This window comes from Streptomyces sp. NPDC040545 (genome assembly GCF_055595065.1).
The window spans coordinates 234894-246297 of record NZ_JBVIWA010000009.1 but is presented as its reverse complement, the minus strand read 5'-3'; the positions used below and the strand labels follow the sequence as shown (position 1 = coordinate 246297).

General features: G+C 71.7%; 7 protein-coding genes and 2 pseudogenes. 7 read left to right on the top strand and 2 right to left on the bottom strand.

Features of this window, described 5'->3' with window-relative positions; translation table 11 throughout:
• The first annotated feature begins 114 nt into the window (after nt 1–114).
• The 5 genes from ACZ573_RS19900 to ACZ573_RS19880 all read left to right on the top strand — a co-directional run bounded on the left by ACZ573_RS19900 (nt 115) and on the right by ACZ573_RS19880 (nt 7007).
• Nucleotides 115–1395, top strand: a complete 1281-nt coding sequence (locus ACZ573_RS19900; RefSeq protein ID WP_471305699.1) for an ABC transporter substrate-binding protein — start codon at nt 115–117, stop codon at nt 1393–1395.
• Between the two features lie 211 nt (nt 1396–1606).
• The gene (locus ACZ573_RS19895) at nt 1607–3301 is read left to right on the top strand and encodes a glycoside hydrolase family 13 protein (RefSeq protein ID WP_471305697.1); all 1695 of its coding nucleotides are present in this window, start codon (nt 1607–1609) and stop codon (nt 3299–3301) included.
• Between the two features lie 82 nt (nt 3302–3383).
• Nucleotides 3384–4715, top strand: coding sequence for an ABC transporter substrate-binding protein (locus tag ACZ573_RS19890; RefSeq protein ID WP_471305694.1), 1332 nt, complete (start codon nt 3384–3386; stop codon nt 4713–4715).
• Between the two features lie 10 nt (nt 4716–4725).
• Nucleotides 4726–6060, top strand: a complete 1335-nt coding sequence (locus ACZ573_RS19885) for an ABC transporter permease subunit (protein WP_471305690.1) — start codon at nt 4726–4728, stop codon at nt 6058–6060.
• Nucleotides 6057–7007, top strand: coding sequence for a carbohydrate ABC transporter permease (locus ACZ573_RS19880; protein ID WP_471305686.1), 951 nt, complete (start codon nt 6057–6059; stop codon nt 7005–7007). The genes ACZ573_RS19885 and ACZ573_RS19880 overlap by 4 nt, the downstream gene beginning before the upstream one ends.
• Nucleotides 7008–7080: 73 nt before the next feature.
• On the opposite strand, the pseudogene ACZ573_RS19875 reads toward ACZ573_RS19880, so the two are convergent.
• Both ACZ573_RS19875 and ACZ573_RS19870 read right to left on the bottom strand, forming a co-directional pair.
• A pseudogene (locus ACZ573_RS19875) lies at nt 7081–7700 on the bottom strand (enoyl-[acyl-carrier-protein] reductase FabV); the annotation flags it as partial.
• A 49-nt stretch (nt 7701–7749) separates the two neighbouring features.
• Nucleotides 7750–8991 (bottom strand): saccharopine dehydrogenase family protein, encoded by a 1242-nt coding sequence (locus tag ACZ573_RS19870; protein ID WP_471305684.1) that lies wholly within the window; start codon nt 8989–8991, stop codon nt 7750–7752.
• Between the two features lie 103 nt (nt 8992–9094).
• Here ACZ573_RS19870 and ACZ573_RS19865 point away from each other — a divergent pair, with 103 nt between their 5' ends.
• Nucleotides 9095–9832, top strand: coding sequence for a TetR/AcrR family transcriptional regulator (locus ACZ573_RS19865; RefSeq protein ID WP_471305681.1), 738 nt, complete (start codon nt 9095–9097; stop codon nt 9830–9832).
• Between the two features lie 103 nt (nt 9833–9935).
• Nucleotides 9936–10598 (top strand): annotated as a pseudogene (locus ACZ573_RS19860) (amino acid permease); the annotation flags it as partial.
• Nucleotides 10599–11404 lie beyond the last annotated feature (806 nt).

The following is an 11404-nucleotide window of genomic DNA, read 5'->3' as shown; positions in this document are numbered from 1 at the left end:
GTTGCGCCGCCGTCCGTCTCGTCTGCCTGGGCGTCTAGTATCGCCCATGCCTAACGGGTATATATAGGCCACGATGGTCGGCGACGCAGCCGGATCGTGTACTGGGAGGAATCTATGCGGTGGATGCGTGCCGCGGGTAGAGCTCTCCTGGTCGGGGCGGTCGTACTGGCGGGATACACGGGTCTCGGTGTCCGCGCCGGGACGGGCGTGGCTTCCGAGGACGGCGACCGCGGCCCCCTGACGCTCGTCACGGCGGGCGATCTCACCGACTACCTCCCTCCGCTTCTGGAGGACTGGAACGAGGCCCATCCCGGCGAGCGCGTCACGCTCGTCGAGCTGCCCGACTCGGCGGACGAGACCCGGGCCCAGATGATCAGTGAGCTGCGGTCGGGCCGCGACCGGTTCGACGTGCTGAACATCGACGTCGCCTGGACGTCCGAGTTCGCGGCGGCCGGGTGGATCTCCCCGCTCCGGCGTGAGCGCTTCCCGCTGGACTCCTTCCTGCGGCCCGTCGTGGACACCGCGACCTTCGACGGCCGGCTGTACGCGGTCCCGTACGTCACCAACGCGGGGCTGCTCTACTACCGCAAGGACATCCTGGACCGGGAGGGCGAGCAGCCGCCGCGCACCTGGGACGAGCTGGTGCGCCAGGCGCGCACGATCGCCCCGAAGTACGGACTGGACGGTTATGCCGGCCAGTTCCTGCCGTACGAGGGGCTCACGGTCAACGTCACCGAGGCCGTGCACTCGGCGGGCGGATCGATTCTGCGCGACGACGGGGCCCGCGTGACCGTGGACTCGGACGCGGCGCGCGCCGGGCTGCGGTTCCTCTCGGACGGTGTGCGGGAAGGCTGGATCTCCCGCGACGCGCTCGGCTACAAGGAGGAGGAGTCGCGGCGGGCCTTCCAGGACGGCCGGCTGCTGTTCCTGCGGAACTGGCCCTACGTGTACGCGCACGCGAGCGCGGAGGGGTCGAAGGTCGCGGGCAGGTTCGATGCAGTGCCGCTGCCCGGACGCGACGGGCCCGGCACCAGCGTGCTGGGTGGCTCCAACCTCGCCGTGAGCAGCCATGCGCGGCATCCGGCGTCGGCGGCCGACCTGATCTCCTACCTCACCAGTGAGCGGGTCCAGCGGCAGGTGCTCACCAAGGGTTCGCTGCCTCCGGTGCGCGCCGCGCTGTACGAGGATCCCGAGCTGATCCGGGCGTACCCGTACCTGCCCACGCTGCGCCAGAGCGTGCTGTCCGCGGTGCCGCGTCCCAAGAGCCCGCGCTACGACCAGGTGAGCCTCGCCGTGCAGGCCGTGGCGCAGGACGTGCTGGCGCTGCGCCAGACGCCGGAGCAGGCGGCGGCTCGGCTCGCGCGCGAGCTCGGGACCATCTCCCGCAAGGGCTGATCGCACTCATCCCCTCCCCTCAAGGGTCTCTACTTACACGTTAAGTAGAGACCCTTCCTCGTGCATGCGGTCATTCCTGTACAAAACACCCCAGCTTTTCGCTGTTTCTGGACACATCGTTGACACCTTCCCGTCGCTGCTACTTAACATGCATGCATAACAGCGCACCGATCCGGGGCGCTCTCGCATTCAGCAGACAGGTCGACGCGAGATGCTCAGCACCCTTCCGGCCGCCACCGGCCGCACCTCCCCCACCGCCACCCCATCGGCCCCTTGGTGGCGCGACGCGGTGATCTACCAGGTCTACGTCCGCAGCTTCCTCGACAGCACCGGGGACGGCATCGGCGACCTGGCCGGCGTCCGGGCCGGGCTCCCCTACCTGCGCAAGCTCGGTGTCGACGGCATCTGGCTCAGCCCCTTCTACCCGTCGCCGCAGCACGACCACGGCTACGACGTCGCCGACTACCGCGGCGTCGACCCGGTCTACGGCGACCTCGCCGAGTTCGACCGGCTGGTGGCAGACGCCCGCCGGCTCGGGCTGAAGCTCCTCCTCGACATCGTTCCCAACCACTGCTCCAGCGAGCACCCGTGGTTCCGGAGCGCGCTCGCCGCGGAGCCGGGCAGCGCGGAGCGCGCCCGCTTCCACTTCGCGCCCGGCCGCGGCCCCGAGGGGGCCGAGCCCCCCAACAACTGGCGCGCGATGTTCGGCGGTCCCGCCTGGAGCCGGACCACCGGGCCCGACGGCGCCCCCGGCGAGTGGTACCTGCACCTCTTCACGCCCGAGCAGCCCGACCTGAACTGGCGCGATCCGGCCGTGGGCGACGACTTCGAGGAGGTGCTGCGCTTCTGGCTGGACCGCGGGGTCGACGGCTTCCGCATCGATGTCGCCGCCGGACTGTTCAAGCACCCCGAGCTGCCCGACTCGGACGACCCCGGCGCCGACGAGCGGGCCCGCGACGCCGTCAACCAGCTGGCCTGGAACCAGCCCGAGGTCCACGGCGTATGGCGGCGCTGGCGGGCGGTCTGCGAGGAGTACACCGCCCGGGACGGCCGCGAACGGCTGCTGGTCGGCGAGGTGTCCGTGCCCACCGCGCGCGAGCACGCCGAGTACGTCCGCCCCGACGAACTGCACCAGGCGTTCTTCTTCGACCTGCTGAGCGCACCCTGGGACGCCGGCGCCTTCCGCACGACGATCACCGATGCGATGCGCGACATCGCCGGGACCGGCTCCACCGTCACCTGGGTCCTCAACAACCACGACCAGGTCCGCACGGTCACCCGGTACGCGGGCGAGCCCGGGGTGGAAGGCAGCGGACTGGGGGCCGCCCGCGCCCGCGCCGCGGCCCTCCTGATGCTCGCGCTGCCCGGCGCCGCCTACGTCTACCAGGGCGAGGAGCTCGGCCTCCCCGAGGTCCTCGACCTGCCCGACGAGGTCCTCACCGACCCGATCTTCCACCGTACGGGCAGCCGCAAGCACGTCCGGGACGGCTGCCGCGTGCCGCTGCCCTGGTCCGGGCACGCCTCCCCGTTCGGCTTCTCCGGGGAAGCGGCCGGCGCCAAGCCGTGGCTGCCGCAGCCCGAGTGGTTCGCCGAGCACGCCACCGACCGCGCGCTGGCCGACACCCGTTCGTTCTGGCACCTCTACCGCGACGGGCTCCAGCTGCGGCGCACCCTGCCGCAGCTCGGCGAAGGCCCCCTGCGCTGGCTGGACGCGCCTCCCCAGGTACTGGCGATCACCCGCGGTGACGGCCTGGTCTGCGCGGTGAACTTCGGCACCGAACCGGTACCCGCCCCGGTCCCGGGGACTCCGCTGCTCGCCAGCGGCCCCTGTCCCGACGGGGTCCTGCCCGCGGCGACCGCCGCCTGGTGGACGGCCGAATGCCCGGCCGTGACCCCCGGCCCCTGACCTCCCCCTCCCCCCATCTCCTCCCCCCATCTCCTCCCCTCTTTCCGCCTCCTCTTCCTGCCCTCCAGACAAGGACTCCCTCATGCGACGACCCAGCAAGACGACCCGGCGGACCGCGGCCACCGCATCGGCGGCCCTCGCTCTCGCCCTCGGTGCCACCGCCTGCGGCAACGCCACCGGACCCGCGAGCGGCGGCGAACTGAGCGGCCAGACCGTGACCGTGGCGGGCGTCTGGACCGGCAGCGAGCAGCAGAACTTCAAGAAGGTCCTGGACGCCTTCACCGAGAAGACCGGCGCCAAGACGGTCTTCGTACCCTCCGGCGACAACGTCTCCACCTTCGTCGGGAGCAAGATCGAAGGCGGCAACGCGCCCGACGTGGTGCTGGTTCCCCAGGTGGGCGTGCTCCAGCAGTTCGCCAAGGAGGGCTGGCTCCAGCCCCTGTCCGACGAGGCCACCCGCATGGCCGGCTCCACCCTCGCCCCGGTGTGGAAGAACTACGGCACCGTCGACGGCACGTACTACGGCCTCTACTTCAAGGCCGCCCACAAGTCGACGGTCTGGTACACCCCGGAGGCCTTCGCCCAGGCCGGTGTCAACGAGCCCACGAGCTACGCGGACATGCTGAAGGCCGGCCGCACCCTGGCCGACTCCGGCCGCCCCGCCTTCGCCATAGCCGGCGAGGACGGCTGGACCCTCACCGACTGGTTCGAGAACGTCTACCTCTCCCAGGCCGGACCGGAGAAGTACGACCAGCTCGCCCAGCACAAGATCAAGTGGACCGACGACAGCGTCGTCAAGGCGCTGACCACCCTCGGCGAGCTGTTCAAGGACAAGCAGCTCGTCGCCGGCGGTGCCCAGACGGCGCTGGGCACCGACTTCCCCGCGTCGGTCGCACAGGTCTTCGGCCCCGATCCCAAGGCGGGCATGGTCTACGAGGGTGACTTCGTCGGCGGCATCGCCAAGGACCAGTTCGGCAAGAAGCTCGGCAAGGACGCCAAGTTCTTCCCGTTCCCCGCGGTCGACGGCGGCAAGGCGCCGGTCGTCAGCGGCGGAGACGCGGCCGTCGTCCTCAAGGACGCGAAGAACGGCAAGGCCGGCATGAAGCTGCTCGAATTCCTGTCCGGCTCCGAGGCCGCCGAGGTCTGGGCCCGCGCCGGCGGCTTCCTGTCCCCGAACAAGGAGCTCGACATCGCCTCGTACGGTGACGAGATCACCCGCAGCACCGCCAACTCGCTCATCGCGGCGGGCGACTCGATCCGCTTCGACATGTCGGACCAGGCCCCGGCCGCGTTCGGCGGCACCAAGGGAGCGGGTGAGTGGAAGCTCCTCCAGGACTTCCTGCGCGACCCGTCGGACCCGCGGGGCACGGCCGCGAAGCTCGAGGCCGAGGCCGCCAAGGCCTACGGGAACTGAGGCGGCTCCCATGGCTGACACCATGACCGCCGCCCGCGGCGCGGCCGACGGGCGGCGGCGGGCCCAGCGCAGGAAACGCCGCCTCGCGGTCGTCTTCGTCCTGCCCGCCCTGCTGCTGCTCGGGGCGCTGGTCGTCTACCCGGTCCTCTTCTCCGTCGGCCGCAGCCTCTTCGACGCCGACGGCGACCGTTTCGTAGGAGCCGCCAACTACGCGGCGATCGTGCAGGACCAGGCCACGCTCAAGGCGATCCGCAACAGCGCCCTGTGGGTCGTCGTCGCCCCGACCCTGCTGACCGGACTCGGGCTGATGCTCGCCGTGCTCACCGAGAAGGTGCGCTGGGCGACCGCGTTCAAGCTCGTGCTCTTCCTGCCGATGGCCGTGTCGTTCCTCGCCGCGGGCATCATCTTCCGGCTCGCCTACGACCAGGACCCGGCCCGGGGCGTGCTCAACGCCGCCGTCACCGGTGTCCACGACAGCTTCGTGGACACCGCCGCCTATCCGACGGCCCGTGCCCGGGAGGGCCAGGGCCTCACCGGCGGGCCGGGCGGTCCGTACAGCACCGAGGAGGCTGTCCTTCCCGGCCGCTCGATCGGTCTCGGCTTCATCGGGGTGGCACCCGGCGCGATGCCGGCCGGAGCGAAGGCCGCGGCCCCCGCGGAGCCCCGGCCGGACACCATCGGGGGTGTCGTCTACCTGGACTTCGCCCCCGGCGGCGCCGGCACCCCGGGCCGCATCGACCCGGGCGAGAACGGTCTGCCCGGCATGACGGTCGAGGCCGTACGGGACGGCCGGGTCGCCGCCACCGCGGTCACGGCCGAGGACGGGTCGTTCCGCTTCGCCGGGCTGGCCGACGGCCCGTATACGGTCAGGCTGCCCGCGGCCAACTTCGCGGCCCCGTACCAGGGGGTGAACTGGCTCGGTCCGGCGCTGGTCACACCGGCCATCATCGGCGCCTACCTGTGGGTGTGGACCGGCTTCGCGATGGTCCTCATCGGCGCCGGCCTCGCGGCCATCCCGCGGGACGCCCTGGAGGCCGCGCGGATGGACGGTGCCTCCGAGGGCCAGATCTTCCGCAAGATCACCGTGCCGCTGCTCGCACCGGTGCTCACCGTCGTCTTCGTGACCCTGGTGATCAACGTGATGAAGGTCTTCGACCTCGTCTACATCATCGCGCCCGGACCGGTCCAGGAGGAGGCGAACGTGCTGGCCACCCGCATGTGGCTGGTCTCCTTCGGCGGCGGCAACGACCAGGGGCTCGGCAGCGCGCTCAGTGTGGTGCTCCTCCTGCTCGTCGTCCCGGCGATGGTCTTCAACATCCGGCGCTTCCGAAGGAGTGGAGCATGAGCGGTCACGGCACCATCGAGCGCCGGCCGTCCCGGCGGACGGCGGCGGTGCGCCCCGTCCCCGGCCCGCCGGCGCAGGGGCCCGTACGCGGACCCGGGCGCCGGCGCGGGAAGCGTCTGTCGCGCCTGCTGAGCAACTCCCTCGTCCAGGGCGCGCTGATCCTGGTCGCCCTGGTGTGGATCACCCCGCTGGCGGGCCTGCTCGTCTCCTCCCTGCGCTCCGAGGGCGACAACGCCTCCGGCGGCTGGTGGACCGCGCTCACCGACCCGTCCCAGCTGTCCCTGGACAACTACGGCGCCCTGCTGAAGGACTCCGGTATCGCGGAGGCCTTCGGGAACACCGTCCTGATCTCCGTGCCGACCACCGTCCTGGTGGTCGCCATCGCGGCACTCGCCGGATACGCCTTCGCGTGGCTGGAGTTCCCCGGCCGGGACGCCGTCTTCCTGGTGGTCGTCGGACTGCTGGTGGTGCCCGTACAGATCGGGCTGCTGCCCGTGGCCAAACTCTTCGGTGCGGTGGGGCTGTTCGGCACGGTCGCGGGCGTCGTCCTCTTCCACGTCGCCTACGGGCTGCCGTTCGCGATCTTCCTGCTGCGCAACTACTTCGCCGAGATACCGCGCGAGATGCTCGAAGCCGCCCGGATGGACGGCGGCAGCGAGTGGCGGATCTTCTCCCGGCTGGTGCTGCCGCTCGGCCGCCCCGCCATCGCGAGCCTGGCCATCTTCCAGTTCCTGTGGGTCTGGAACGACATGCTCGTGGCGCTGCTCTTCGCGGACAGCGGGTCCCAGCCGCTCACGGTCGCGCTGCAGTCCCAGATGCGGCAGTTCGGGAGCAACATCGGCGTCCTCGCGCCCGGGGCGTTCCTGTCCCTGGTGGTCCCGCTGATCGTCTTCTTCGCCTTCCAGCGGCACTTCGTCCAGGGGGTGATGGCGGGTTCGGTGAAGTGACCGCCGCCTTCCCGTCGGAGGCCCTGCGAGCCCCGCTGCCGGTCGGGAGACCGGCGGTGGGGCCGCGCCGGGATCAGGGGGCGGGAACGGGCCAGGGAACCTGGGTGGCCACCGGCGCTGTGTAGTCGACGCCCGGCACGGCGAATCCGTACAGGCGCTGGACCTCGGCGTGGAACCAGTCGAGGTCGGCGAGAGCGGCGATGGTGTCGCTGGTGGCGCTCTCCCAGCGCTCGGCGACGGCTGCCTGGACCTCGTCGGTGAGTTCCCAGGTGTCCAGGCGGACGCGGCCTTCGTCGTCCAGGGTGAGCGGGGCCGCACCGGTGAGCCGGTCCCACAGGGCGGCGAGCTGACGCACCGGCGGCACCAGGTCAGGTCCGAGGACGCCGCGCAGCAGGCCGGTGTACAGGGCGATGCCGGGGATGGCGGTGGAGGACTGGGTGACGGCGGCGCCGTTGACGGAGGTCACGGCCCGCCCGCCCAGCGTGGTGCCGAGCCGCTCGTTCAGGGTGCGGGCGGTGGCCTCCAGGTGGGCTTTGGCCGCGCCGATGGTGCCCTGCCGGTAGATGGCCGCGGTCAGCGGCGAGCCGAGGTACGACAGCGCGGCGGTGGCGAAGCCTGGCCGAGCAGTCCCCGGCCGGCCAGGTGGTCGATCCAGCGTTCCCAGTCCGCGCCGCCCATCACGGCCACGGTTCGGAGGGGCGGCGCGCCGGCTTCGGCGCTGCCCCTCCGGTGTGCCGGACGGTCAGTTGCCCGGGGTCCCGCCCTGTTCCCGCATCCCCCACGGGGAGCCGTACGCGGTGAGCAGGTCGAGGAAGGGAAGGGGCGGCAGGGCCTCGGGGCCGAGGACGCCGGACTGCGACCAGACGCCGGTGGCCAGGAGTTCGAGGGCCACCACCGGGTTGACGGCGGTCTGCCAGACGACGGCCTGGGAGCCGTATTCGCGCATGGACCACTGGTTGTCGACCACGTGGTAGAGGTAGACCTCGCGGGGCAGGCCGTCCTTGGTGCCCTTGACCCAGGTGCCGGCGCAGGTCTTTCCGGTCATGCGGTCCCCGAGCGTCGCCGGGTCCGGCAGGCAGGCGGCGACCACGTCGCGGGGCGAGACCCGGACCTCGGCGCCGTCCTGACCGCGGACCGCGACCCGGGCGGTGGAGTCCAGGCCGAGGGCGTGGAGGGTCTTGAGCTTGCCGATGAAGTCGTCGCCGAGGCCGTACTTGAAGGTGACCCGGCGGGCGCCGACCCAGCGCGGGACGAGGAGGACCTCCTCGTGTTCGACGTTGACGCACTCGACGGGGCCGATGCCCTCGGGGAAGTCGAAGACCTCGGGCTCGCTGAACGGCTCGGTGGTGAACCAGCCGCGCTCGCGCTCGTAGACCACGGGAGGGTTCAGGCACTCCTCGATCGTCGTCCAGATGTTGAAGGAAGGGGCGAAGTCGTAGCCCTCGACGGCCAGGTTCGCTCCGTCGCGGATGCCGATCTCCTCGATGTCGTCGAAGAGGTGGTCGGCGGCGTAGCGGGCGAAGACGTCCGAGAGTCCGGGCTCGACGCCCATGCCGACGAGGGCGAGGCGGCCCGACTTCTCCCATTCCCCGGCCCGTTCGAACTGCTCGTCGCCGAGCTTCACCCCGCATTGGCTGTGCGGGTGGTCGGGGTGGGGGCGGGAGAGGGACATGGCCATGTCGAGGTAGTGGCTGCCCGCCGCGAGCGCGGCGCCGAACAGGGGCATCACGAAGCGCGGGTCGGTGGCGTTCATGAGGACGTCGCATCCGCGCTCGGTGAGCAGCCGGCTGACCGCCGCCTCGTCGGAGGCGTCGACGCGGCAGGCGCTGAACCGCTGCTCCTCGCCGCCCAGGGCCGCGACGGCGGCCTCGGCGCGGGCCAGGTCGTAGTCGGCGACGACGAAGTGGTCGAAGAAGTCGCGGCGGGCGGCGATCTTGGTGATCGCGCTCCCGACACCGCCGGCACCCACAAGCAGAACACGCATGGCGAGGTCCTTTCTCGGTGAGGCGTGCGCCTCGGGGGCTGATGGAACCGTTCCGTCCGAGTTAAGGTCAATGGTGTTGGCATAAGGAGGACGGAGGCGGGCGATGGCGAAGGACGTGGTCCCGGAGGAGGCCCGCAGGCGGCGGCGCCCGACCCGGCAGGGGACGGTGCTCTCCGAGCGGCTGATCGTCGAGACGGCCCTGCGGATGGTGCGCGAGCACGGGAGCGCGGGCCTGTCCGCCCGGCGGCTGGGCGCCGCTCTGGGGGCGGACCCCAGCACGCTGTACCGGTACTTCGACGGCATGGACGGTCTGACACTGGCCATCGGCGAGGAGCTGATCGGCCGGGCGCTCGACGGCTGGGTCCCCACCGGTCGGTGGCGCGAGGACCTGCGCTCACTGGGGCTGCGCATCCACGGCGCCTACCTCGCGCACCCGCAGGCCGCGCTGCTGACCGCGAGCCGGGTGAGCGGCCGGCCGCGCGAGATCGCGGCCGACGAGGCGATCCTCCGCAGCCTTCGCGGCGCGGGCTTCGCGGATGCGGACGCCGTACGGATCTACCACGCCTACATCGACCAGGCCCTGGCCTTCGCGGCGCTCGACGCGGGGCCGCTCGCACTGACGGAGAAGGCGCGCGAGTCGGACGAGGAGCGGTGGGAGTCGACGTACGCCCGGCTGTCGGCCGACGCCTACCCGAACATCGCGGCCACCGCGGGTCTGCTGGCCGCCCGGATGCCCCACAGCGCGTACCCGGTAGCGCTGGAGATGCTGCTGGACACCGCCGAGAGGCAGCTCGCGGACGCGGCGGGCGCCGGGGGCGGGGGCGCGGCGGGGCGCGGCTGACCCGGCCTTCCGGGCGCCTTATGCCAACACCATTGACCCCTGTGCGGAGCACGGGTTTCCTCATCGCATTCACGCCCCGTTCACCGTGCACCAGTGAGGGACCATGGTCGAAGACACCCCGCGGACGCCTGCCGCCGACGCCACGCTCAGACCGAACGCGATCGGGTTCGCCGACGCCCTCGCCATCGGGCTGAACGCGACCTCGCCGGCGTACTCCCTGGCCGCCGTGATCGGGCCGATCGTGGCCCTGGTCGGCGTCCACGCCCCCGGGGTGATGCTCACGTCGTTCGTTCCGATGGTGCTCATCGCTTCCGCTTTCTACTACCTGAACCGGGCCGACCCCGACTGCGGCACGACCTTTTCGTGGGTGACGCGTGCGCTGGGGCCCACGACCGGCTGGCTGGGCGGCTGGGCGATCACCATGACCGGCGTCCTGGTGGTCGGCTCGCTCGCCGACGTCGCCGTCAATTTCGGCTTGCTGGCCGTCGGTCTGGACGGCTGGGCCGGGAACTCGCTGGTCCGGCAGGCACTGACCGTGCTCGTGATCGTGACGATGGCGGCCCTGTGCGTCCGGGACACCCAGGCGGCGGCCCGTCTGCAGAACGTCCTCGTGCTGCTGCAGACCGTCTGCCTGTTCGTCTTCGCGGCCGTCGCCCTGTACCGGGTCTACGCCGGGACCGGCTCACCGGGCGCGCTGCGCCCGTCCGTCGGCTGGCTCGACCCGTTCGGGGCCGGGAGCACGGCGCTGACCGGCGGGCTGCTCCTCGTTCTCCCGGGCGCTTCGATGTGTGGCGGGACGCTGCGTCTGATCGTGTGAGCTGGGGTTCTTCCTCGCATCTCTGGAGCTGTCGTGATCGTTGCGACACGTTGCAGATGGAGTGGAGGAAGCCTTGCGAGCGTTTCGGGTGCAGTTGCCTTCGGGTGCCGGGTACTGGACGGTGCTGGATGAGGAGCTGGCGGTGGTGCCGGCGGCGGATGCGTTCTTGCGGTACGTCCGGTTCGGCCGGGATCAGGCGGAGTTGACGACGCGTACGTACGCCGGGCACGTCGCGCTGTACCTGCGCTGGTGTGTCCGGACCGGCCGGGACTGGAGGACCGCAGCGCAGGACCTCGGGTTGTTCACCGTGTGGCTGAAGTACGGAACGCCGGAGGCCACCGGCATCGAGCGGCCGGTTCCGGGCCGCGGGGTGGTGATGGCGGGGCCGGGGACGGAGCCCTACCGCCAGCCGGGCCGGATCGGGAACGTGCTGACCGGGGTGCGGCAGTTCCTGCTGCACGCCATCGCCGCCAAGAGCGTGCCGTCGGAGGTCCTGGTGCAGCTCTACGAGGTGGCCGAGGACTGGGACCTGCCCGAGGAAGCCCGCGGCGAGGGGATGGGCTACCGGCTCAAGGCCCGCCATCGGGTGCAGGTGCCGCGCAAGCGCCGGGACCGGGCTACGGACGCCGAGGCGGTGGCCCTGTTCATGGCCTGCCACAACGCCCGCGACCGCTTCATCGTGCTGCTGCTCGCCCGCGCCGGACTGCGCCGCGGCACTGCGGCGGGCCTGCGGCGCGAGGACATGCACTTCATGC

Bases quoted from the DNA above. Each gene is read 5' to 3' on its own strand.
- ACZ573_RS19900 (WP_471305699.1), top strand. From the start codon at position 115: ATGCGGTGGATGCGTGCCGCGGGTAGAGCTCTCCTGGTCGGGGCGGTC.
- ACZ573_RS19895 (WP_471305697.1), top strand. From the start codon at position 1,607: ATGCTCAGCACCCTTCCGGCCGCCACCGGCCGCACCTCCCCCACCGCC.
- ACZ573_RS19890 (WP_471305694.1), top strand. From the start codon at position 3,384: ATGCGACGACCCAGCAAGACGACCCGGCGGACCGCGGCCACCGCATCG.
- ACZ573_RS19885 (WP_471305690.1), top strand. From the start codon at position 4,726: ATGGCTGACACCATGACCGCCGCCCGCGGCGCGGCCGACGGGCGGCGG.
- ACZ573_RS19880 (WP_471305686.1), top strand. From the start codon at position 6,057: ATGAGCGGTCACGGCACCATCGAGCGCCGGCCGTCCCGGCGGACGGCG.
- ACZ573_RS19870 (WP_471305684.1), bottom strand. From the start codon at position 8,991: ATGCGTGTTCTGCTTGTGGGTGCCGGCGGTGTCGGGAGCGCGATCACC.
- ACZ573_RS19865 (WP_471305681.1), top strand. From the start codon at position 9,095: ATGGCGAAGGACGTGGTCCCGGAGGAGGCCCGCAGGCGGCGGCGCCCG.